The following is a 22521-nucleotide window of genomic DNA, read 5'->3' as shown; positions in this document are numbered from 1 at the left end:
GTGGATGCGCCGGACGTCGATGCCCGGTGATCCGTGATCCGTGGCCGCGCGATGTCACCGGCGGCCACGGCACCGGGTTACGGCGCGGTGACGCCGTTTGCTGCCGCGTACTCCTCGGGGCTCAGCAGCGGGCCCTCGGCGGTCACGGCGACGGTGAAGAGCCAGCCGGCACCGTACGGGTCGCCGTTGACCAGGGCGGGATCATCCAGCACCGCCTGGTTGATGGCGATGACCTCACCGGTGACCGGCGCGTACAGGTCGGACACGGACTTGGTGGACTCGACCTCGCCGCAGGTGGCGCCCGCGGTCACGGTGTCACCCACCTCGGGCAGGCTCACGTAGACGATGTCACCGAGGGCCTCGGCGGCGACCGCGGTGATGCCCACGGTTGCGGGATCGCCGGCGGCCAGCCACTCGTGCTCGGCGGAGTATTTCAGGTTGGGGGCAACGGTGCTCATGGGTGCCTTTCGATGGTGATGGGGTGTGTGGTGGTGCTGTGGGTGATGGTGCTGTGGATTAGCGGGTACGGCGATAAAACGGGGTCTCAACCACGGTGAACGCCTCGGGCTTGCCGCGCAGGTCTGCCTGGACCGGGGTGCCGGGGGTCGCGAATTCGGGGTCGACGTAGGCAAATCCGATCGGATACCCGAGGGTCGGGCTCGGCTGGCCCGAGGTCACCGCGCCGATCACCGTGCCCTCGCTGAGGATCGGGTAGCCGGCCCGGGCTGCTCGGCGGCCCTCGCCGCGCAGACCCACCAGGACCCGGCGGCCCGTGCGGTCATCCCGGGCGGCTTCCAGTGCCGCGCGGCCCACGAAGTTGTGGCCCTCGGTGAGGTTCACCACGCGGTCGAATCCCGCATCAAACGGGGTCAGTTCGCGGGTCAGCTCGTTGCCGTAGAGCGGCATGCCCGCCTCGAGGCGCAGCGAGTCTCGGGCGGCCAGACCGCAGGGAATCAGGCCGCGGGTGAGCCCGGCGGCCAGAAGGGTGTCCCAGAGTTCCGCGGCGCGAGAGTTGGGGATGAACAGCTCGAAGCCGTCCTCTCCGGTGTAGCCGGTGCGGGCAACGAGCGCCGGTTCGCCGTCTACGCTCAGCTCGATGGCCGCGTAGTAGCGCAGCGCGGAAAGGTCTCCGTGGTCGGCCTCGGGCACCAGGGTGGCCAGGATCTCGACCGCGCGCGGACCCTGCAGGGCGATCAGCGCGGTGTGCGCGCTGGCATCGGTGACGGTAGCGGTGAATCCGGCCGCGCGGGTGGTCAGCTCTCCGGCCACCAGCTCGGCGTTACCCGCGTTCGGGACCACGAGGAAGCGTTCGGGGGTGAGGCGGTAGACGATCAGGTCGTCGAGGATCCCGCCGTCCTCCGCCACGATCAGCGAGTACTTGGCGCGGCCCACGGCCAGGGTGTCGAAGGCCCCGACCAGCGCGAAGCTCAGCGCGGCGGCCGCATCCGGTCCCTGCACCCAGACCTCACCCATGTGGGACAGGTCAAACAGGCCCGCGGCGGTGCGCACCGCGGTGTGCTCGGCGAGTTCGGACCCGTAGCGTAGCGGCATCTGCCAGCCACCAAAATCGGTGAAGTGCGCGCCGAGGGCGGCGTGGGCGTCGTACAGGGCGGTGGTGCGCTCGGTCATCGGGTGGCCTCGGCTTCCTCGGTGGCGTTTTCTGCGGAGACATTTTCCTCAAACGCCGACAGGGGCGGGCAGGAGCAGATCAGGTTGCGGTCTCCGGCGGCCTGGTTGATCCGGCCCACCGGCGGGAAGTACTTGTCCTGACGCAGTCCGGGGACCGGGAAGGCCGCCTGCTCGCGACCGTAGGGGCGATCCCAGCTGTCCGAGAGCAGCGCGGCCGCGGTGTGCGGGGCGCGGCGCAGCGGCGATTCGGCGACCGGGTACTCCCCCGCCTCAACCGCGGCAATCTCGGCGCGGATCACCCGCATCGCGGTCACGAAGCGCTCGAGCTCGGTGGTGTCCTCGGACTCGGTGGGCTCAACCATCAGGGTGCCGGGCACCGGGAAGGACAGCGTCGGGGCGTGGAAGCCGAAGTCCATCAGGCGCTTGGCCACGTCCTCGGCGGTGACGCCGGTGGCCGCGGTGATGGGGCGCAGATCCAGGATGCACTCGTGCGCAACCAGGCCGTCGTTTCCGCGATAGAGCACCGGGAAGTACTCATCCAGGCGGGCGGCCAGGTAGTTGGCGGAGAGCAGTGCGGTGCGGGTTGCGCGGGTCAGACCCTCGCCACCCATCAGGCGCACGTACGCCCAGCTGATTGGCAGGACCCCGGCCGAGCCGAAGCGGGCCGAGGAGATCGGGGTCGTGGAGTTCGGGTCCGTCGCGTCCCCGGGCAGGAAAGGTGCCAGGTGGGCGCGCACGGCGACCGGTCCGACGCCGGGTCCGCCGCCACCGTGCGGGATGCAGAAGGTCTTGTGCAGGTTCAGGTGCGAGACATCGCCGCCGAACTCCCCGGGCTTGGCAAGGCCGACCAGCGCGTTGAGGTTGGCACCGTCGATGTAGACCTGGCCCCCGGCGGCGTGCACCGCATCACACACCTCGCGCACATCGGCGTCGAAGACCCCGTGGGTCGAGGGGTAGGTGATCATGATCGCGGCCAGCACGTCGCGGTGCTCGGCGATCTTGGCGTTCAGATCGGCGTGATCGATCGTGCCGTCGGCGGCCGTGGCCACGACCACAACCCGCATCCCGGCGAGCACGGCCGAGGCCGCGTTGGTGCCGTGCGCGCTCGCCGGAATCAGGCAGATGGTGCGCGCCTCATCCCCGCGCGAGCGGTGGTAGCCGCGGATCGCCAGCAGGCCCGCCAGCTCGCCCTGGGAACCGGCGTTGGGCTGCACCGAGACCCGGTCATAGCCGGTGATTTCGGCCAGATCCTCCTCGAGCTCGGTGATCAGGGTGCGCCAGCCCACGGTCTGGTGATCGGGGGCGAAGGGGTGAATCGAGGCGAACTCGGGCCAGGAGATGGCCTCCATCTCGACCGCCGCGTTGAGCTTCATGGTGCAGGATCCCAGCGGAATCATGGTCCGGTCCAGGGCCAGGTCGCGGTCCGAGAGGCGGCGAATGTAGCGCAGCAGCTGGGTTTCCGAGCGGTGCTGGTGGAACACCGGGTGGGTGAGGAAGGCGCTGGTGCGCACAATTTCGGTGGGGATCCGGTCGGCGTCGGCCGGAGCAACCGGTGCGCCCTCGGTGCCGGTGATCGCGGCCAGTACGTGGTCGAGGATGCGCGCGGTGGTGACCTCGTTGACCGCCACTCCCACGTGGTCGACATCGATCCGGCGCAGGTTGATTCCGCGACCCTCGGCGGCGGCCAGAACCTCGGCCGCGCGGCCGGGTACGGCCACGGTCAGGGTGTCAAACGCGGTTGCGTTGACCACGGTGATACCCGCGGATTCCAGTGCATCCCGCAGCCCGGTGGCCAGGCGGTGGATACGACGGGCGATGTCCGTCAGCCCCTCGGGACCGTGATACACCGCATAGAACGAGGCGACCACGGCCAGCAGAGCCTGCGCGGTACAGATGTTGGAGGTGGCCTTCTCGCGGCGGATGTGCTGCTCGCGAGTCTGCAGGGCCAGGCGGTAGGCGGGGCGTCCGGCATCGTCCACCGAGACGCCGACCAGACGTCCGGGCAGCTGACGCTCAAGACCCTTCTTCACCGAGATGAACGCGGCGTGCGGGCCACCGAAGAAGAGCGGAACACCCATCCGCTGGGCCGAACCCACGGCGATATCGGCGCCCTGCTCCCCCGGGGAGGTCAGCAGGGTCAGGGCCAGCAGGTCGGTCGCGACGGTCACCAGGGCACCCCGCTCGTGGGCCGCGGCGATGACCGCCGAGTGATCCACGATCGCACCGGAAACGCCGGGCTGCTGCACAATCACGCCGCCCAGCGGACCCTCGGGCAGGTCGGTGGGCAGGCCCCGGGAGAGGTCGGCGACGATGATCTCGAACCCGAGCGCCTCGGCACGGCCGCGCAGCAGGGCGATGGTCTGCGGGAAGGCATCGGCATCGATTACCGTGGGCGCATCATCCGGCAGGCCGCGGGTCGCGCGGCGCATGAGCAGCGCGGCCTCAACCACTGCGGTGCCCTCATCCAGCAGCGAGGCACCGGCGACATCGAGCCCGGTGAGGTCCTGGACCATGGTCTGGAAGTTCAGCAGCGCCTCCAGGCGTCCCTGCGAAATCTCGGGCTGATACGGGGTGTAGGCGGTGTACCAGGCGGGGCTTTCCAGCACGTTGCGGCGGATGACCGCGGGGGTGATGGTGTCGGAGTAGCCCTGACCGATCAGCTGCACGGCGGTGGTGTTTTGCGTGGCCAGCGCGCGCAGCGCGGTGAGAACGTCGGCCTCGGAGAGCGGCTGGGCCAGGTTCAGCGGTGCCGACTGGCGAATCGAGGTGGGAACCGCGGTGTCAACCAGCGCGGTGAGGCTCGGCTGCCCGATGACGCCGAGCATGTGAGCCACCTCGGCATCCCGATGCACGCCGATATGACGCTCGGCAAAGCCGATCTCGGGCGCGGGCTGCGTGTGTTCGGCGGCGGAAACGGATACGGACGGGTCGACCAGGGTCACGGGAACTCCAATATGGGTACCGGCGCGGGCGCGCCGGAAACGACGATGGGTTCCTCCCCGCTCTGTAGCTGTACCTGAGAGATTTCGCGCGGGATTCCGCACCTGCACCGTCGGTGGATCCGCCCGGATGGGGGATCACTTTCCAGAGTTGCCGCACCACTGCGGTCCATGGGCCTGAGAGATTCCCGGGGAGGGTTTGCTCCTACGGCGCCCAAACATCGGGACTCTCCCGCGGTGGTTTAGTGGCGTATGTGATTGTGGGTGTTCGGCATCAATCTACACGGTTTTGGGGCCCGCGCCCACCGCGCGCGCGACATCCCCGGCACGGATACAGCGGGTGGTTACCTGCCCGTAACACGGGGTGGTTTCGGGCCCGGTGACTACGTCGTGGCAGAAACTGCGAATCATTCGCCATTGCGGCCATGATCTCGGGCGGCGAGGCTGGTACTACCGCACACCGCGGCGACCGAACCGGCCCAACCCCAAGGGAGCCCTCATGTCCACCACCCTGCGCGAACTCAACGGATTCTCCGCCGAACCCGCGTCCCTGACCGCATCCACCCTCGTGCTGATCGACTATCAAAACACCTACACCACCGGCGTGATGGAGCTCGAGGGCTGGGCACCCGCGCTCGATGCCGCCGCTGATCTGCTCGCACGGGCTCGCGCCGCCGGGACCCCGGTGATCCACGTGATCAACGATGGCGGCCCCGGAACGCCCTATGACATTCGGGCCGAGATCGGTCAGATTCACCCCCGCGTCGCCCCGCGGGACGGGGAGGCCGTGGTGGTGAAGACCGCCCCCAACTCGTTTGTGGACACCACCCTGGGTGAGCTGGTTGATGCCGCCGGCAACTACGCGCTGATCATCGCCGGATTCATGACCCACATGTGTGTGACCTTCACCGCCGAGGGTGCCTTCCTCCGCGGCAATTCGGCCACCGTGATCGCTGATGCCTGCGCCACCCGCCCGCTGCGAGTGCTCGACACCGACGTCAGCGCGCCCCGGCTGCACGCCTCGGCCCTGGCCACCATCGCCGACCTCTACGCGGTTGTAGTTCCCACGATTGCGGCGCTCGCGGACTAGCGCCAGTGCATCCGCGTCACCGAGGATGAGGACATGGTGAATTCGGTGCGCACGATAGCGGTCCTTGCATTTGACGGGGTCGACCTGCTCGATGTCACCGGGCCGGCCGAGGTATTCGGGCTGGCCAACCGGGAGGGCGGGGCATCCCCGCACTATGAGGTGCTGATCGCCGCTCCCAATTCGAGTCCGATTCGCACTGCGGCGGGCGTTCGGCTGCTGCCCGACTGCACCCTCGCGGAGCTGGCGTCTCGACACATCGACACCCTGATCGTGCCCGGGGCGGCGGAGGCCGATGAGCACGGCCGCATCGTGGCGGTGTGCGATCCGGACATCGTGAACTGGGTGCGTGTGCTGGAACCGCGGGTTGCTCGCATCGCCTCGGTGTGCGTGGGCGCGCATATCCTGGCGCGGGCGGGCGTCCTCGAGGGCAGGCGGGTCACCACGCACTGGTCCACGGCGGCCCAACTCGCCACCGAACACCCGGGGATCGAGGTGGACGCCGATCCGATTTTTATCCACGAGGGGCGGATCTGGACCGCCGCCGGGATCAGCTCCTGCCTGGATCTCTCCCTGGCCCTGGTGGCCGAAGACCTGGGTAACCCGATGGCAATCGCCGTGGCCCGGCAGCTCGTCGTCTATCTCAAGCGGCCCGGCGGCCAGAGTCAATTCAGCGTGCCGCTGCGGGATGCGCCCGTGTCACGAGACATGGACGAGCTCCGCCTGTTTATCTCCAACAACCTCGAATTCGACCTGGGGGTCGAGCGCCTGGCGCGGCAGGCAAACCTGAGCGACCGCCACTTCGCGCGGGTGTTTCGGCAGGAGTTTGGGCAGACCCCGGGACAGTATGTGGAGTCGCTGCGGGTCGAGGCCGCGCGGCGGATACTCGAATCCACCGATGATTCGCTGGACGCGGTGGCCGCGTCCACGGGGCTGGGATCGGTGGATACCCTGATTCGCGCCTTCCATCGCCACCTGGGCACCACGCCGGGCACCTATCGACGCGGCTTCCGCACCCCTATTCGCTGAGCGCCTGCACCACCTGCGCCGCGGTGGCCCGGGCCGAACGGGCGGCCCCGATCGTGCTGGCCTGTGGACCGTAGCCAGCCAGGAAGAGGCGCGGTTCATCGATCGCCCGGCCGCGCTCGACGCGGATTGTGTGTCCGGGGTCGGCCAGGCCGAGCGGTTCCAGGTGGTCTACCTCGGCGCGGAAGCCGGCGGCCCAGATGATCGCGTCCACGTTTTCGGTGGTCCCGTCGGGCCAGATCACGCCGGTGTCGGTCATCGCGGTGAACAGCGGGCGCTCGACCAGGATCCCCGCCTCACGCGCCTGGCGCATCCGCCGCGTCAGTGGGACGCCGGTGCCCGAGACGATACTGGGCAGGATCTCCCCCGCTCGGGCTGCCTCGTCCTGGGCGGCGACCGCGGCCCGGGCATGATCGCGGGCAAGGCCCACGGTCTCGCTAAAGTCCACCGGGTGCCGGGTTGCCCACTGCACGCGGGCCGCCACCGGGGAGAGTTCCAGCACAAACCCGATCGCGCTGGTCCCGCCGCCGACCACGATCACGTGCTGCCCGGCAAACTCTTCGGCGGCCACGAACTCGGGGGTGCGCAGTTGACGCCCGGTGAAGCGCTCCCGGCCGGGAATCTCGGGCTGGATCGGGCGGGTCCAGGTACCCGAGGCGTTGATCACGATCCGGGCCAGGATTTCGGTATCGGAGGCCCGGGTGACCGCGTTCCGGGTGGTGACCCGAAGCGTGTGGTCGGGGCCGTCCGCGGTGACCGCGACCGCCTCGATCGGTCGCCGGATCGGCAGGCCGTAGGCGCGCTCGTAGCGGGAGTAATAGTCGGCGACGATGTCGCGGGCGGGCTCATCCCCGGGGGCCGTACGGAAGCTGAGCCCCAGGGTGTCGAGCCCGGGGAGGTCCTCAACCTGGTGCGCATCGTCCAGCCGCAGCGAGGCCCAGCGGTGCTGCCAGGCACCACCCGACCCGGGGCCGCGGTCGATGATCCGCATGCTGGTGACGCCGCGGCGCTGAAGCTCCTGGGCGGTGGCGAGCCCCGCCTGGCCGGCTCCAATGATCAAGACGTCGATGTTCTCCGCACTCATCGAGTCGGGGAATCGGTGCCGGGCGTGGTCAGCGCGTGGAGTCGATCGCTGGGATCCAGGGTGCGCAGGATTCGGGTGCTGACCTCATCCAGCGCGCCCACCAGGTCCTCTCCCAACGCATCAAAGACGTGTTTGCGCACGGTCTCCACGTGACCGGGGGCCGCGGCCACCACGATCTCCCACCCGGCGTCGGTCAGCCGCGCATTGGTCGCCCGGCGATCATCCGCACAGGGGAAACGCTCCACCAATCCGCGCTCCTCGAGGCGGCGCACCACGTGGGACAGCCGGGGCAGTGTGGCGTTGGTCGCGTCGGACAGCGCGGTCATCCGCAGGGTCCGTTCGGGGGCTTCGGAGAGCTTTGCCAGGGTGAAGTACTCGTAGTGGGTCAACCCGGCGTCGGCCTGGAGCTCGGACTCGAGCGCTCCGGGGAGCAGCTGCACCACCGCGATAAAGCGCAGCCACGCCTGCATTTCCGCGGGACTGAGCCAGGGAACATCGGTCATTTTTCCTCCCAAAGCATGCCCGCTAACTATAACGCCCGCGGCCTTACGCCGAGGGCGGAATGGTGCCCGTACACCCCGGAGATGACCACAGAATGGAGGGGTGAGACGTTTCATCCGCGCCTCCCGCTACGTTTTCTGCCGCCGCGCCCGGTAGCCTGGATCGATCCCCGGCCGTCTGTTTCAAGGAGCACCATGAGTACAAGCCCCGCCGAACGGACCCCGTATGAGGTCCTCGGAGTGGCCGGATCGGCGAGCGAGGACGACCTGCGCCGGGCCTACCGTCGTCGCGCCCGCGAGACCCACCCGGACACCGGGGGCAGCGCCGCCGCGTTTGACGAGGTGCAGCGCGCCTGGGAACAGGTGGGCACGATCGAGGCGCGTGCGTCCTATGATCGCGGATCCTCCTCGACCTCCTCCCCCGCCGAGCCCGGTGCCACCTGGTCGGCGGCCCCGCGTCCGCCGCGGCAGGACTCCCGCCCCAAGGCGCGCACCTACGGACATCCCGGAGGCCGGGCGCGCGAGCGTTACCTGGCGATGCTGCGCGAGTGGGTGGGGCGTGGTGTCGACATCCCGGATCCGTATGAGGCACGCCTGGTGCGTACCGCTCCCCCGGAGATCCGCCGCGAGCTGGCCAAGGCGCTCGCCGAGGAGGCCACCGCCCGGCAGATCACCGACCTGGGTATGGGGTTCACGATGTGGAGCGATGTGGCCGCCGGTAACGAGGGAGCGCTGGATCACGTGGTCCTCGGCCCCGCCGGGCTGTTTGCCATCGCGTCGGAGGACTGGGGCGGTCAGATTGTGCTTAAGCGCGGCGAGCTCCAGGGCGAAAACATCGGCCCACTGGAGCTGCCGGTTCGGCGCACCACCCGCACCGCACGGGCGTTTGCCAAGGACCTCCGGGTCAAGTTCACCGGGGTGCTAATCGTGGTCCCGGATAACTCGATGGAGGACGGCATCGTGGCGGTCGGCCGTGGACGGCACGCGAGCACCCTGGTGGTGCAGCGCTCGCTGCTCGGCCACGTGCTGCGCACCGGCATCCCCGGCATGGCGCACGGCAGCCTGAGCGACGTATTCGAGCTGCGCAGCGTGCTCCAGGCGGGTATCCGATTCCTCTAGGTCGCACCCGCGCCTATTCTTAAGGGGTGATGACCGACACCCAGCAACTCCTAGACCGTGCCCCGGCGGCGCTCGCCGAGACGCCCTGGGAGGTGGTGGTCTGGGACGATCCGGTGAACCTGATGAGCTACGTCTCCTTTGTGTTCCGCAGCCACTTCGGGATGAGCACCGAGCAGGCCGAGGAGCGCATGCTCGCCGTACACAACGAGGGCAGCGCGGTCGTGGCCCGAACCGGACGCGAGGCCGCCGAGATGCACGTGCAGGCGATGCACGGCTTCGGGCTGTGGGCCACCGTGCGGGCCGGCGATGCGGGGGCCGGGGCATGAGTGTGAGCATCGGTGCCGTGCACCTGGATCAGAACGGCTTCACGCTGCTGCTGGAGGAACACGAGCGGGCGATCCTCAGCGATCTGGCGGTCCAGCTGATCGAGGTGCTTGAGGACCCCACCGATCCGGTGTCCGAGCGCCTCTATCCCGACGCCTACCCCGAGGATGCCGAGGCCTCGGCCGAGTTTCGCCGGCTGACCCGCGGCGACCTCGATGACGCCCGTATTCACGGTGCCCGGCTGCTCGCGGACACGATCCCCGCCGATCCGGCACCCGCACTCTCCCGCGCGGATGCCGAGACAGTGATGCGCGCGCTGGGCGATCTGCGTCAGGTCCTCGCCGAACGCCTGAGCATCACCACGCAGACCCCCGAGGCCGATCCCGAAGAACCGCTGACCGGCCTGTATGACTGGCTCGGCTACATCCAGGAGTCCCTGGTGCTGGCGCTGGTGCGCGGCGATGAGGAGTCGGGCCGGCTGGCGAAAAGTTAGGTTCTCACCGCGGAATCACCCGGGTTCGGGCTTCGATAACACGGTGGATCTGCCGGCGACCCTGCGTTGGGCACCCCGCGGCTAGGGCCGGTTTGATCCGAGTACCATGGCTCGCGATCGCCACCGTGCATCCAGCACGGCAACGAGGACGCCGCCCAGCAGGTAGGCGATCAGATCCACCCAGTTGAAGGTGGTGCCGAGCAGGTAGCGCCAGCCGATCCACTGTTCGGCCAGCCGCAGCGGAATCCCGGTCGCCTGAAAGAACTCGATCGCCCAGCAGATTGCCACGGTCAGAAAACCCAGCGGAATCGGACGCAGTCGCACCCAGAGCATCCCGATCGCCAGATACGCGGCCACCGCATACAGCGCATCCCCGGCAAACCCGGCCACCTCGCCGCTGCCGAGCTTGGTCACCGCGAGACCCAGCGCCACACAGGTCGCCAGCGCGATCAGCAGCGTGCGGCGGCGGCCTGGCAGGGGACGTGAATCGGAAGTGTGCACGGGGTTCCTCTCGTGAGGGTTCAGGCTAGCGTGCCCCGGCTGGGAAAACGCACGTTCGGCACGGATTCCCCGCGCCGCCCCGAACAGTGATTGGATGGAGGGCATGCACAACACTGACGAGCTCATCGCGGACTTTGGTGCCTTCATTCAGGCCTCCCCCTCCTCCTATCACGCGGCCGCGGCGGGTGCCGCCCGGCTCGAGGGTGCCGGATTCACCCGGCTGGACGAGGCCGACGCCTGGCCCACCGAGGCCGGCCGCTACCTGGTGATCCGGGATGGCGCGCTGGTGGCCTGGATCCAGCCCGAGGGCGCGACCGCGACCACCGGCTTCCGCATCCTGGGTGCCCACACCGACTCCCCCGGCTTCAAGCTCAAGCCCAAGCCGAGCACCGGATCCGACGGCTGGCTGCAGGCCGGGGTTGAGGTCTACGGCGGCCCGCTGCTGAACTCCTGGCTCGACCGCGAGCTGGAGCTCGCCGGACGCCTGGTTCTGCGCGACGGCAGCGAGCACCTGGTGCGCACCGGACCGTATCTGCGCATCCCTCAGCTGGCGATCCACCTGGATCGCGAGGCCAATAACGGCCTGACCCTCAACCGTCAGCGTCACACCCAGCCCGTCTACGGCGTGGGTGATCGCTCCACCGCCGACCTGGTGGCCCACCTGGCAGCGCTCGCCGGCGTCGAAGCCGCCGAGGTGGCCGGCTATGACATCCTGACCGCCGACACCCAGGCGCCCGCCCGCTTTGGCCAGAACGGTGAGCTGTTTGCCGCCGGCCGGATGGACAACCTCTCCTCGGTGTGGGCCGGTCTGCACGCCCTGGAAACCCTGGCCGCCGACCCCGCACACATCGTGATGCTCGCCGCCTTTGACCACGAGGAGCTCGGTTCGGAGACCCGCTCGGGTGCCAGCGGACCGCTGCTCGCCGAGATCACCGAGCGCATTTCGCTGGGCCTTGGGGCCACCGGAACCGACCTGGCCCGCGCCTACGCCGCATCCTGGTGCCTCTCGGCGGATGCCGGTCACTCGGTGCACCCGAACTACGGCGAGATGCATGATCCCGCGGTGCGTCCGCTGGCCGGATCCGGACCGTTGCTGAAGATCAACGCCAACCAGCGCTACGCCACCGACGCGCACGGTGCCGCGCTGTTCGCCCGGGCCTGCGAGGCCGCCGGGGTGAACTACCAGGAGTTTGTCTCCAACAACACCGTCCCCTGTGGTTCGACCATCGGCCCGCTCACCGCAACCCGCCTGGGCATCCGCACAGTGGACGTCGGGGTGCCGCTGCTCTCGATGCACTCGGCCCGCGAGCTGTGCCACGTGAACGACCCGATCGCGCTCTCCGGCGCCATCGGCGCCTTCTTCGCCGGCGCCTAATCACACAGACCGAAGGCCCGTCCCGATCCGGGGCGGGCCTTCGGTCTGTGTGGCAGAGGGTGTCAATCCGCTGAAGATTCACTTGTCGGGATCGCGCACCCTCGACACCGCTAAGCCTCGCTGGTAGCGTCGCCAGCACGCGAGCGAGGGAGCAAAATCCATGGTCAAGCAGAGAATATTAGGAGTGCTGGTCGGTGTGCTCGCGGCCCTGATCTATCTGCCCCTGCTGGGTTTCCTGAGTTTCCACGAGCGGGCCCGGCAGGAGGGATTGGTATTCAGCTGGGATCTGGCTGACATCACCACCGCCGAGCCACAACGAACCCTGCTGCCGGTCCTGGGCATGATTCTGCTTAGCGCCCTCTTCGCCTGGGTGCTGTTGTGGGTGTCCGCCCGGTCCACTGCTATCGCCCCAGGATGGCCACTGTTTTTGGCCGGGGCGACCCTGCTGGCTATCGTCCTGCTCGCAACAATCGTGTTCCCTACTCCCGTACCCAACACGCTGAGCCTGTCTGAGTCGGGATTCCTGGCCTACGTGGTGGCCGGCGCGACGGGCGCGACCACTGCCGCCCTCGGGGCCGTGCTGTGTGTCATCGCGCTCTATCGGACGAGAAAACCCGCCTCGACAACGGCGCCCGCTCCCTAGTCGATCCGGTAGCGATCCCCGTAGGTGCGCCACTCCAGCGGCGTGGTCAGGTCGTAGTTGCCGGCCTTGAGGAACACCCGCTGCGCGGTGTCGATGCGCGAGGTGTCATCGTGAGCCTCCTCGGTTTTCATCGCCGCGACCCGGGCGTCGAGGAACGCATTGAGGTACGCCTTCTCATCGCCACCCTGGGCGGGCGTCTTGGCTTTTTTCATTGCGGTTTTGCGGATGCCCTCCAGGCTCACATCTCCGCCCTCGGTGCCGTGCACCACGGCCGCGTCGTAGTAGGCAAACTGGCCCAGCGGGCGCAGGCCGTCGGCCACCGCGAGGGACACCGCCGGATCGAAGTACTCCCGGTCCCGCTCGGCATCCTGGGCGGCGCGGAACTTCGGATCGTCGGCAGCATCGGTCCAGGCCTGCTCAAAATCGGGTCCGAGCCCGTCGTGAGAATCGGTGCCGTTGACCTTCTCCAGGGCGGGGATGAACGGTGCCAGCGGATTGCCGGGGACCGCCTGGGTATAGGCGCGCACAACCTCCAGCAGGTCGCCGGTGCCGGTGGTGAAGCCGATGATCCCGGCGGTAAATCCACGACCATCCTCGATGTCCTCGATGTAGCCGTACTGATCCTTCCAATCCAGCGTGGAGTTCTCGGCGCTGGAGACCAGCTGCATCGCGATGTCCTTGAGTCGGGGATCATTCAGCGTCGCTTCCGGGGCCTTCTGCTCGGGTGCCACCGATTCCGAGGCGGATTCGATCGCCGGCTGAGGAATCTGGGGCAGCAGCGAACAGCCCGCGGTGAGCGTCAGGATCGCGGCACCCAGAGCCGCCGCACCCACCCATCCATACCGGTGGGAGGAGGGTTTTGCGGAAGTGAACATCAGCCGTCCTTTGGGAGCGATTCAGCAGGGAATCTCAGACTACTCGCGGTCCACGGCACGCCGTGATGTAAAAACTCACAAATCGTATTTTTTGAGGTCCCCGGAAAGCCCTCGGATCCCCGCCACGCCGCGGATTTCGGGGGTGTTCCGGGATGCCCGATTCGGGTGCGGCACACGAGCGATTGAGTGTTCATTTCACATTCACCGGAGTGTCACCGTCGGGGTGTGAAAATAAATCGTGAACTACGAGTTTGATTCCGATCCGTCGCGCCTGGACCTCGGCGCGATTTGGGAGTTTTTGTCTACCCAGGCACCCTGGCACCGGTGGCGTACCCGCGAGGACGTCGAGGCGCAGATTCGCGGCGCATGGCGCGTGGTGGGTGTGTATACCGAGCACGGCAACCAGATTGGTTTTGCCCGTGCCGTCTCCGATGGCATCAACGATGCCTACCTTGCCGATGTCTACGTTCTCCCCGAACATCGCGGCCATAATCTGGGCCGATTGCTCGTGGAGGAAATGATCGAAAACGGTCCCGGGAAAGATTTCCGCTGGACCCTGTTTACCTCCAGCGCTCACGGTCTCTACAGCAAGTTCGGGTTTGTGGAGCCGACCCATACCTCGATGGTGCGCCCCGGTCGCCGGGCAGAACGCATCATGGAGGCCGTCCCGGACCTCATCCCCGCCGAATCCAACGTCCTGACGATGGAGCCCGCCGCCTAGCCCGCTTTCTACTCGGAACACACGAAGCGGCGCCCGGATCCAATTGGATCCGGGCGCCGCTTTGTGCGTTGTGGGCGACTACTTCTGCTCTTCGGCTGCCCGCTCGGCGGCGAGGATCTTGCGACCCTCGTTGCGCTCGTTGGTGCGCTGGTTGACGGCGCGCACCTCGGCCTGGGTGGCACGCTCGGTGACCAGCCATGCCGGCGGGTTGGTCAGCAGCTCCTTGATCTCGGCGGTGGTCAGGGCGGCGTCGGCCATCCCGGCCCGGGCCAGACCCGATGCCGAAACGCCGAGCTTGCGTGCCACCTCGGTCCGCGGGTGCGGACCGTTCAGGCGCAGTTCGGTCAGCCACTCCGGCGGGGTCTGCTGAAGCGCGAGGAAGGCCTCGCGGGTGATCGGCTCGGCTTGGAATGCCTCAGGCGTGGCCTGGAGGTAGATTCCGAGCTTCTTTGCCGCGGTCGCGGGTTTCATGTTCTGCTCGCTCATGCTCTTAGGGTAACCGTGATTGCGGGGTTGCAGAAATTTTCCGGGCGATCCCTGCCGTACTCTGGAGGTGGTGTCCCCGTCTTTGTGGGGGCACGCAGACCCAGGGAGGCCCCGTGAGCGAGCACCAGAACCCGGAATCGATTTCGGAATCCACCGAACCAGCCGAGTCTACGTCCGCGATTTCCGCGCCCGTGGCCGGTGTCGATCAGGCAGCCGAATCACTCCCCGACGCCTCCGCCGCATCCGGTGAACCCACCCCGGTGGATGCGCCGCCCGCCGACTTCCGTATCGCCTATGTATCGGGCGTCTCGCTGGGCAAGTGGGGCACGGCCTGGACCGAGCGCAACGCGCGCGTCCGCACCTCCTTCACCATGGGTGAGCGCGAGGATCAGCGCCGGGTGCTCACCGAAAACCTGGCCGACGTGAGCTTTGTCCGCCTCCCCTTTGATCGCGGAGACGATCTGCACCTGATCAAGCTGTATGAGGAAACCCCGATGGTCGTGCTGCCCAAGGGGCACGAGCTGCTTGAGCGCGCCGATGTGGGCCTGGCCGAGCTGGCCGACCTGCACCTGATCCAGGATCCGAGCGAGGTGCCCGGCTGGGCCGAGGTTGGCACCGAGATGATCGAGGGCACCCGCCCGGACCTGCCCGCCCCCGAGCGGGTGGCGGATGCGATCGAGCTGGTTGCCGCGGGCATCGGCTTCGTGATCCTGCCGCAGTCCCTCGCCCGCCTGCACGACCGTAAGGACGTCAAGCACCGCCGCGTGAGCGGGGTTGCCCCCACCGAGATCGGGATCGCCTGGCGCATCGACGAGGACGACGCGGTGCGCGCCGAACGCGTTGAGGACTTTGTGGGCATCGTCCGTGGACGCACCGCCAACAGCTCGCGGGGCCGGGCCGAACCCGAACCCGAAAAGCCCGCCAAGAAGAAGCCGGCGCAGCAGCAGAGCAAAAAGCCCGCGCCGTTCCGCCCGCGTCAGCCGCGCAAACCCGCAAGCAAGAAGCGCGGTCGCCGCTAGATCCCGCGGCCCCCGGTGCCGCGTGGTGTCGGGGTGCCTAGTAGAATTGCCCGCATGGTGAGAATGGCTGAAGCCCTCGAGCGGCTGGAAAAACTCGCCGCTTCCCCGATCGTGTCGACCCTGTCGCGCGCGTTTGCCGAGGCGGAGTACGAGCTGGCACTCGTGGGTGGTCCGGTCCGCGATGCGATCCTTGGGCGCACGGTCAATGACTTCGATTTCACCACCAACGCGCGTCCGGATGACATCCTGCGCATCGTGACCCCGATCTCCGACGCCCAGTGGGACATCGGCCGCGAGTTCGGGACCATCGGTGCCCGTATCCACGGCGAAACGATCGAGATCACCACCTACCGCGCCGACACCTACGATGGCGTGACCCGCAAGCCCGTGGTGGCCTTCGGGGATACCCTGACCGGCGACCTCAGCCGCCGCGACTTCACCGTCAACGCGATGGCGCTGCGCCTGCCGCAGAACGCGCTGGAGGACCCCACCGGTGGGTTCCAGGACCTGGCAGATCACACCCTGCGTACCCCGATCGAGCCCGCGGTGAGCTTTGGTGATGACCCGCTGCGGATGATGCGGGCCGCCCGATTCTCCTCCCAGCTGGACTTCACCGTGGACGAGGACGCCCGCGCCGCGATCACCGAGATGACCGCCTCGATCGAGAACATCTCCGCCGAGCGGGTCCAGGCCGAGCTGAGTAAGCTGCTGCTGACCGATAATCCGCGTCCGGGAATCGAGCTGCTGGTGGACACCGGCCTGGCGGACATCGTGCTGCCCGAGCTGCCCGCGCTGCGCCTGGAAGCCGATGAGCACCACCACCATAAGGACGTTTACCAGCACTCGCTGACGGTGCTGGAACAGGCCATCAGCTACGAGCATGAGCGCCACCCGGGGGCCGAGCCCGACCTGGTGCTGCGCTGGGCGGCGCTGCTGCACGATATTGGCAAGCCGGCCACCCGCAAGCTGGGCCCCGGCGGTACCGTGAGCTTCTACCACCACGACCTGGTGGGATCCAAGCTGGCCAAGAAGCGGCTGGGGGCGCTGCGCTATGACACCGCGACGATCAAGGCCGTGGGTCGCCTGGTTGAGCTGCACATGCGCTTCTTCGGGTACACCGAGGCCGCCTGGGCGGACTCGGCCGTGCGCCGCTACGTGCGCGACGCCGGCGACCTACTGGAGCGCCTGCACATGCTGACCCGCGCCGATGTGACCACCCGCAACCGCCGCAAGGCCGACCGGTTGGCCTTCGCCTATGACGACCTCGAGGCGCGCATCGCCGAGCTGGCCGAGCAGGAGGAGCTGGACGCCGTGCGTCCGGACCTCGACGGTAACCAGATCCAGCAGATCCTGGGCATCGCCCCGGGACGCGAGGTGGGCGAAGCATACCGCTGGTTGCTGGAGCTTCGCCTGGATGAGGGTCCGCTCGGGCCCGAGGTCGCCGCCGAACGCCTGCACGCCTGGTGGGCCGCACGCGGTTCCGCGGAGTAGGGGCTCATCCGGGGTCGAAGATCGTGCCTTTTCGAAATTGATTTTTGATCCCGCTGGGGCGGCGCTGTCCCCCGGAATGGCGGGTTTTTTCGGGGTATCCGGGGTAAGGATTGCTTGCCGGTAGCGTCGATGCTGCCTTGTGAATTCAGCGGCAACGATGAAATAGTTAACGAAAGTGTCACGTTTTTCGTGATCGTGGTGACGAATCCAGGTGTTCGTCACCACTGTTTTTTATCCCCCTCGACGGTGGGACCATCCCGGCCAATGCCGAGCCCACGTTCACCTGGAACGAACGAAGGACGTAAACCTCCATGATCCGAAAAAAGCTCTCCGCGGCCGCCATCATCGGTGCCGCCGCGCTGCTCCTCTCCGCCTGCTCGGGGACGAACGGCACCTCCGACTCCGCCAGCGGGAGCGGCGAGGGTACCGAGCTGACCGTGCGCGTTTGGGACGAGGCCGTGGCCAAGTCCTACCGCCAGTCGTTTGACGCCTTCGAGAAGGAAAACTCGGACATCAAGGTCAACGTGAAGACGGTTGCCTGGAGCGACTACTGGACCACCCTGCGCAAGGACGTGGCCGCCAAGAGCGCCGACGATCTGTTCTGGATCAACGCCTCGAGCTACCCGGCCTATGTGGACAGCGGCAACCTGCTGGACATCGGTGCCACCCTGGGCGACGGGGCCAAGGGTGACTGGGAGCCCAGCGTGGTGGACCAGTACACCCGCTCGGGCAAGCTGTGGGGTGTCCCCCAGCTCTACGATGCCGGCATCGCCGTGTATTACAACGGGGATCTGCTGAGCGCGGCCGGGGTGGAGCCCAAGACCCTGAACGACCTCACCTGGGACCCCAACCCGGAGAAGGACACCTATCTGAAGACCGCCCAGGCACTCACCCGGGACGCCGCGGGGGTGGCCGCCGGGGCCGAGGGCTATGACGGTACCGCGGTGACCTACGGTACGAGCCTCAACAATGACGGCCAGGCCATCATCCTTCCGTTCATCGGTTCCAACGGGGGCGAGTTCCAGGACGGCGACGCGTTCACCTTCGCCAACCCGGCCTCGGCCGAGGCGATCAAGTATGTGGTTGACGCCATCAACACCTCGAAGGTGGCCCCGCCCGCCGCCGAGACCAGCGCCAACACCGATGTGGTGCGTGATCAGTTCCTCGCGGGCAAGCTGGCCACCTTCCAGTCCGGAATCTACAACCTCAAGACCGTGTCCGAGCAGGCCGGGTTCAAGTGGGGTGTCGCGATGATGCCGGCCGGCCCCGACGGTCGCGTCTCGGTGACCAACGGCATCGCCGTGGCCGGCAATGCCAACGCCGATAAGAGCAAGCAGCCGGCGATCAAGAAGCTGCTGACCTGGCTGGGATCCACCCAGGGTGCCGCGTTCATCGGCAGCGAAGGCACCCATGTGCCCGCGGTCGTGGACGCGCAGGCAAAGTTCTTCGACTACTGGAAGGGCAAGGACACCAACGTGGCCCCGTTCTTTGACGTGGTCAAGGACGGCAAGACCATTCCGCCCTTCCACGGGGGAAAGTTTGTGGCGGGGCAGGAGGCCTACACGCCGCTCTTCAATGAGATTTTCGAGGGAAAGCTCGACGTCAAGGAGGGCCTGAAGAAGGCTCAGGACGCCGGAAACGTGGCCGTCAACGGCTAGTTCATCCGCATTCACGACACCCCGTTCCCGTTTGGGAGGCGGGGTGTCGTGCTTTCCACAGCCCATATAAAGCGGTGCAGTTGTCCACAGGGGCGACACGCGCGGTCAAAATCAAGTAGACTGAGCAAGTTGTCCATTTAAGCCCCCTTCTGGGGCGAGGATCGGCAACGATGCAGAACCCTCCTGTCACAGAAATCCTGTGGCCGTTCGAGTCCGAAGGAGGTGGGTTAGTGACGCATCAGTATGAACTCATGGTTATTCTCGACCCGGAGATTGACGAGCGCACGGTTGCACCGAGCCTCGACAAGTTCCTGAACGTCATCCGCAACGATGGTGGAACCATCGAAAAGGTTGACATCTGGGGCCGTCGTCGTCTGGCGTACGAGATCAACAAGAAGGCCGAAGGCATCTACGCTGTCGTCGACTTCACCGCTACCGCTGCCGCGACCACTGAGCTGGACCGTCAGCTCAAGCTGTCCGAGGCCGTCATGCGCACCAAGGTGCTGCGTGCCGAGGAAGCAATCGCTCAGGTTGCCGTGGAAGCCGAGCGCGCAAGCGCCAAGGCCGCCCGTGCTGCCGCTAAGGCCCAGTCGGCCGAGGCGAAGGCCGAGTAGTTTCGATGGCCGGCGAAACGATCATTACCGTGGTGGGAAACCTCACCTCGGACCCGGAGCTGCGCTACACGCAGTCCGGGCTGGCGGTCGCCAACTTTACGATCGCATCGACCCCGCGTAACTTCGATCGTCAGTCGAACGAGTGGAAGGACGGCGAAGCGCTGTTCCTCCGCGCTTCGGTCTGGCGCGAATTTGCCGAGCACGTCGCCGGATCGCTGAGCAAGGGAAGCCGTGTCATCGCGACCGGTCGCCTGAAGCAGCGTTCCTATGAGACGAAGGAAGGCGAAAAGCGCACCGCGATCGAGCTTGAAGTTGACGAGATCGGTCCGTCGCTGCGGTACGCAACCGCTCAGGTCAGCCGTGCACAGTCCTCCGGCGGTGGAGCTCGCTCCCCGCAGCAGGGTGCCGTATCGGATGAGCCCTGGGCCAGTGCCGCGCCGTCGTACAACAACGCGCCGTCGAACAACGCGTCCTCTGGAGCAGATGCCTGGAACACTCCCGGCACCTTCGGGGACGACACTCCCTTCTAAGAAATTTTCTTCGAGCCTTCGGCTCGAGGTAGCACACTAAGGAAATCATTATGGCTGGAAAGTCTGGCGGCCCTGGCCGCAAGCCTGCCCGCGGTAAGGGCGCAAAGGTCGTCGCTCCCGCGAAGGCTATCCGCGTCGGCGTCATCGATTACAAGGATGTCGCAACCCTGCGCAAGTTCATCTCCGAGCGTGGAAAGATCCGCGCCCGTCGCATCACCGGTGTTTCCGTCCAGGAGCAGCGCCTCATCGCACGTGCCGTCAAGAACGCACGTGAGATGGCTCTTCTCCCCTACGCCGGCTCCGGCCGCTAAGGAGTAAGCAAATGTCGAAGGTAATTCTGACCCACGAGGTCACCGGTCTCGGTGCCCCCGGGGACGTTATCGAGGTGAAGAACGGCTTTGCCCGTAACTACCTCGTGCCCAAGGGCTTTGCTGTTGTCTGGACTCGCGGTGGCGAGAAGCAGGTTGAGCAGATCAAGGCGGCTCGCGCCGCTCGTGCACTGCACAACCTCGAGGACGCTCAGGCGCTCAAGGCAAACCTGGAGCAGGGCAAGGTCAAGCTGACCGTCAAGGCCGGTCGCGAAGGCCGCCTGTTCGGTTCGGTGAAGACCGCTGACATCGCCGCCGCCGTTTCGGCTGCGGGCGCTGGCGAGATCGACAAGCGTAAGGTCGAGATCCCCAACGCGATCAAGGCAACCGGTGACCACAAGGTCCTGGTTCGTCTGCACGACGAGGTTAGCGCGACCATCACCCTTCAGGTGGTAGCCGCTAAGTAGTTGATTCACCCCTCGGGGTGCATCGCCAAAACGGCCCCGGATCACTGATCCGGGGCCGTTTTTTGTGCCTAATTACCACAGAACCCGGCAGCCGGGATCTTGTTTACCCGCTGGTAGAGGAAGTTCAGTGCCGCCGGCACGAGGGTGATGGCACCCATCACATGGTTCACCGGTGGTGCCTCGATCGTTTGCACCTGTGCTCCCCGTGAACACCACTGTTCCACCATTTTTGCCGACTGTGCGGGCTGGATGATCTCATCGGCCGGGCTCTGCCCCACCAGGATGGGGAAGTTTGGTGTGCCGAGACCGATGGTCTGTTCGGCCACCGTCTTCTTGAACTCGGGTACCCGATCAATCAGGGCGGTGATCGACTCCCCGGTAGTGGTCAGCGAGCGCATGGGCGTACTTGCATAGCGCTCGGTGGTGGGGATCACGCAGTTTTCGGCGGCCCAGGCGCGAGCCGCTTGGCCCGACTCGTTGAGATAGTCGTCGGCATTAATCCCGGCAAGGTTGCCGAGCGAGGTGAGCGCAAACAGCAGCAGGGTGCTCGATGGGGTGTCCTGAATGGAGCTGGCAACGGCGTTGAGATCCGCCGGAACCCCTCCGGCAAAACCGCCGATGATGGGCAGCTCGGGCGCATAGCTTGCGGCGAGTTCGGCGGCCGAGGCCACTGCGCCACCCCCCTGCGAATACCCGTAGAGCAGTACCGGGGCGGTGGGGGTGATCGAGGGCAGTCCGGTTTTCGGTGCCGCTCGGGCGGCATCCAGCACCGCGTTACCCTGCGTCACCCGGGCGAGGTAGGAGTTGTTGAGGGTGGTGCCGGCACCCTGGTAGTCCGTGACCACAACCGAGTAGCCGGCAATGAGGAGCGCGGTGACGGGGAAGGCCTCATACTCCGTGCCCGCAACAAACTGACGCGAGGGTGTGCAGTCTTGACCGAGGCCCTGGGTGCCGGGCGCGAGGGAGACCAGGGGGCGTTCTCCGGTGCCCGAATATGCCTCCCAGGGGGTGAACACGGTCCCGGTAACCACGTTGGGTGTGCCGTCGCTCGCGGTGCTGGAATACATGACCAGCTCGGCCTGGGCGGGCACCGGAATGTACTTGGTGATGAGCTTGGCGTCGACTGGGCGATGGCGCACGAGCTGGCCGGGCGTGGCCGGAATGGGGACGGGCAGGTCGTAGAAGGAGCTATCAACTCCCCCCGCGAGCGTCTGCGCGCTGAGCGGCGGAAGCTGTGCGGCAGGGTCGGTGTCGCCTGACACGGGCACGGCGGTTGACGCGGGCGCGGGCGTTGGCGCTGGCACTGGCGTTTCGGTACGGATTGCGGGCGGGATAGCCGCCTGCGCGGTGCCGGCGGGCACAAGGAGTGCGCCCGTCACCAGCAGTGCGAGTGAACCGGCAGAGAGGGTTGTGGGTGAAACGGTGATCTTCATCGATCCTCCGAGGGTTGGGTGTGATGTGGGAGGAGTAAAACAGATCCGCGTGTGAAGAAAACGAATGTCCGGCAAACGGGGCATCAACGCGCGTAAGCTCGGGAACAGGTCGCACAATCTACAGCGGTATTGCGGCCGCGGTCAAGTAGTTGTACACACGGAGGGTGTGTATGACGACAACATTCACCCACCGGTGGAG

Annotated in this window: 24 protein-coding genes and 2 riboswitches; of the genes, 15 read left to right on the top strand and 9 right to left on the bottom strand. The window is 67.0% G+C overall.

Features of this window, described 5'->3' with window-relative positions; all coding sequences use genetic code 11:
• Nucleotides 1-77 precede the first annotated feature (77 nt).
• From gcvH to gcvP, 3 genes are read right to left on the bottom strand one after another with little or no spacing between them, the layout of a single operon-like run.
• Nucleotides 78-458, bottom strand: coding sequence for a glycine cleavage system protein GcvH (gene gcvH / locus D9V34_RS05270; RefSeq protein WP_121687797.1), 381 nt, complete (start codon nt 456-458; stop codon nt 78-80).
• 58 nt (nt 459-516) lie between these two features.
• Nucleotides 517-1629, bottom strand: a complete 1113-nt coding sequence (gene gcvT, locus D9V34_RS05265) for a glycine cleavage system aminomethyltransferase GcvT (protein ID WP_121687796.1) — start codon at nt 1627-1629, stop codon at nt 517-519.
• Complete coding sequence (gcvP, locus tag D9V34_RS05260; RefSeq protein ID WP_425454444.1) at nt 1626-4571, bottom strand: aminomethyl-transferring glycine dehydrogenase; 2946 nt, start codon at nt 4569-4571, stop codon at nt 1626-1628. Before gcvP ends, gcvT begins: the two co-directional genes overlap by 4 nt.
• 52 nt (nt 4572-4623) lie before the next feature.
• Nucleotides 4624-4723: riboswitch (glycine riboswitch) on the bottom strand.
• Nucleotides 4724-4813, bottom strand: a riboswitch (glycine riboswitch).
• A gap of 254 nt (nt 4814-5067) precedes the next feature.
• Between gcvP and D9V34_RS05255 the strand changes: the two genes are divergently transcribed.
• Complete coding sequence (locus D9V34_RS05255; protein ID WP_121687795.1) at nt 5068-5658, top strand: isochorismatase family protein; 591 nt, start codon at nt 5068-5070, stop codon at nt 5656-5658.
• Nucleotides 5659-5691: 33 nt separating this feature from the next.
• The gene (locus tag D9V34_RS05250; RefSeq protein ID WP_121687794.1) at nt 5692-6684 is read left to right on the top strand and encodes a GlxA family transcriptional regulator; all 993 of its coding nucleotides are present in this window, start codon (nt 5692-5694) and stop codon (nt 6682-6684) included.
• Here the strand turns inward: D9V34_RS05250 and D9V34_RS05245 are convergent.
• Together D9V34_RS05245 and D9V34_RS05240 are read right to left on the bottom strand one after the other, a co-directional pair.
• On the bottom strand, nt 6674-7765 hold the full coding sequence (locus D9V34_RS05245; protein ID WP_121687793.1) for an NAD(P)-binding domain-containing protein: 1092 nt from the start codon (nt 7763-7765) through the stop codon (nt 6674-6676). The two genes, D9V34_RS05250 and D9V34_RS05245, sit on opposite strands and share 11 nt — an antisense overlap.
• The gene (locus D9V34_RS05240; RefSeq protein WP_121687792.1) at nt 7762-8268 is read right to left on the bottom strand and encodes a MarR family winged helix-turn-helix transcriptional regulator; all 507 of its coding nucleotides are present in this window, start codon (nt 8266-8268) and stop codon (nt 7762-7764) included. Before D9V34_RS05240 ends, D9V34_RS05245 begins: the two co-directional genes overlap by 4 nt.
• A 192-nt stretch (nt 8269-8460) precedes the next feature.
• Between D9V34_RS05240 and D9V34_RS05235 the strand changes: the two genes are divergently transcribed.
• Genes D9V34_RS05235 through D9V34_RS05225 form a run of 3 tightly spaced genes read left to right on the top strand, consistent with a single transcriptional unit; the run spans nt 8461 to nt 10201 of the window.
• The gene (locus D9V34_RS05235; RefSeq protein ID WP_121687791.1) at nt 8461-9384 is read left to right on the top strand and encodes a J domain-containing protein; all 924 of its coding nucleotides are present in this window, start codon (nt 8461-8463) and stop codon (nt 9382-9384) included.
• Between the two features lie 29 nt (nt 9385-9413).
• Nucleotides 9414-9710: an ATP-dependent Clp protease adapter ClpS gene (gene clpS / locus D9V34_RS05230; protein WP_121687790.1), complete on the top strand. Its 297-nt coding sequence runs from the start codon at nt 9414-9416 to the stop codon at nt 9708-9710.
• Nucleotides 9707-10201, top strand: a complete 495-nt coding sequence (locus D9V34_RS05225) for a DUF2017 family protein (protein ID WP_121687789.1) — start codon at nt 9707-9709, stop codon at nt 10199-10201. The genes clpS and D9V34_RS05225 overlap by 4 nt, the downstream gene beginning before the upstream one ends.
• An 81-nt stretch (nt 10202-10282) precedes the next feature.
• Here the strand turns inward: D9V34_RS05225 and D9V34_RS05220 are convergent, their stop codons facing one another.
• Complete coding sequence (locus D9V34_RS05220; RefSeq protein WP_183091854.1) at nt 10283-10702, bottom strand: ribosomal maturation YjgA family protein; 420 nt, start codon at nt 10700-10702, stop codon at nt 10283-10285.
• 103 nt (nt 10703-10805) lie between these two features.
• On the opposite strand from D9V34_RS05220, the gene D9V34_RS05215 reads away from it, so the two are divergent.
• Nucleotides 10806-12077, top strand: a complete 1272-nt coding sequence (locus tag D9V34_RS05215) for a M18 family aminopeptidase (RefSeq protein WP_121687788.1) — start codon at nt 10806-10808, stop codon at nt 12075-12077.
• Nucleotides 12078-12237: 160 nt separating this feature from the next.
• Nucleotides 12238-12720, top strand: coding sequence for a hypothetical protein (locus D9V34_RS05210; RefSeq protein WP_121687787.1), 483 nt, complete (start codon nt 12238-12240; stop codon nt 12718-12720).
• Here the strand turns inward: D9V34_RS05210 and D9V34_RS05205 are convergent.
• Entirely contained in the window at nt 12717-13595 is an 879-nt protein-coding gene (locus D9V34_RS05205; protein ID WP_121687786.1) for a chitosanase, read from the bottom strand. The genes D9V34_RS05210 and D9V34_RS05205 overlap by 4 nt on opposite strands.
• Before the next feature lie 238 nt (nt 13596-13833).
• Between D9V34_RS05205 and D9V34_RS05200 the strand changes: the two genes are divergently transcribed.
• A complete protein-coding gene (locus D9V34_RS05200) occupies nt 13834-14316 on the top strand; it encodes a GNAT family N-acetyltransferase (RefSeq protein WP_121687785.1) in 483 nt (160 codons plus the stop codon).
• Nucleotides 14317-14394: 78 nt separating this feature from the next.
• Here D9V34_RS05200 and D9V34_RS05195 read toward each other — a convergent pair whose 3' ends face one another.
• On the bottom strand, nt 14395-14802 hold the full coding sequence (locus D9V34_RS05195) for a DUF5997 family protein (protein ID WP_121687784.1): 408 nt from the start codon (nt 14800-14802) through the stop codon (nt 14395-14397).
• 113 nt (nt 14803-14915) lie between these two features.
• On the opposite strand from D9V34_RS05195, the gene D9V34_RS05190 reads away from it, so the two are divergent.
• The 7 genes from D9V34_RS05190 (at nt 14916) to rplI (ending at nt 20889) form a co-directional block, all read left to right on the top strand.
• Nucleotides 14916-15821, top strand: a complete 906-nt coding sequence (locus tag D9V34_RS05190) for a LysR substrate-binding domain-containing protein (protein WP_183091853.1) — start codon at nt 14916-14918, stop codon at nt 15819-15821.
• Nucleotides 15822-15875: 54 nt separating this feature from the next.
• The gene (locus D9V34_RS05185; RefSeq protein ID WP_121687782.1) at nt 15876-17312 is read left to right on the top strand and encodes a CCA tRNA nucleotidyltransferase; all 1437 of its coding nucleotides are present in this window, start codon (nt 15876-15878) and stop codon (nt 17310-17312) included.
• Nucleotides 17313-17623: 311 nt separating this feature from the next.
• The gene (locus D9V34_RS05180) at nt 17624-18970 is read left to right on the top strand and encodes an ABC transporter substrate-binding protein (RefSeq protein WP_121687781.1); all 1347 of its coding nucleotides are present in this window, start codon (nt 17624-17626) and stop codon (nt 18968-18970) included.
• 230 nt (nt 18971-19200) lie between these two features.
• Nucleotides 19201-19584: a 30S ribosomal protein S6 gene (gene rpsF / locus D9V34_RS05175; protein WP_030147614.1), complete on the top strand. Its 384-nt coding sequence runs from the start codon at nt 19201-19203 to the stop codon at nt 19582-19584.
• A gap of 5 nt (nt 19585-19589) precedes the next feature.
• Complete coding sequence (locus D9V34_RS05170; RefSeq protein ID WP_121687780.1) at nt 19590-20114, top strand: single-stranded DNA-binding protein; 525 nt, start codon at nt 19590-19592, stop codon at nt 20112-20114.
• Between the two features lie 50 nt (nt 20115-20164).
• Nucleotides 20165-20425 (top strand): 30S ribosomal protein S18, encoded by a 261-nt coding sequence (gene rpsR / locus D9V34_RS05165; RefSeq protein WP_030147616.1) that lies wholly within the window; start codon nt 20165-20167, stop codon nt 20423-20425.
• A gap of 11 nt (nt 20426-20436) precedes the next feature.
• Nucleotides 20437-20889 (top strand): 50S ribosomal protein L9, encoded by a 453-nt coding sequence (gene rplI / locus D9V34_RS05160; protein WP_030147617.1) that lies wholly within the window; start codon nt 20437-20439, stop codon nt 20887-20889.
• Nucleotides 20890-20957: 68 nt separating this feature from the next.
• On the opposite strand, the gene D9V34_RS05155 is transcribed toward rplI, so the two are convergent.
• Entirely contained in the window at nt 20958-22322 is a 1365-nt protein-coding gene (locus D9V34_RS05155; protein WP_183091852.1) for a lipase family protein, read from the bottom strand.
• Nucleotides 22323-22521 lie beyond the last annotated feature (199 nt).

The sequence above is a fragment of the Mycetocola lacteus genome (genome assembly GCF_003667575.1).
Lineage (GTDB): Bacteria > Actinomycetota > Actinomycetes > Actinomycetales > Microbacteriaceae > Mycetocola > Mycetocola lacteus.
This window is presented reverse-complemented; position numbering and strand designations above follow the sequence as displayed.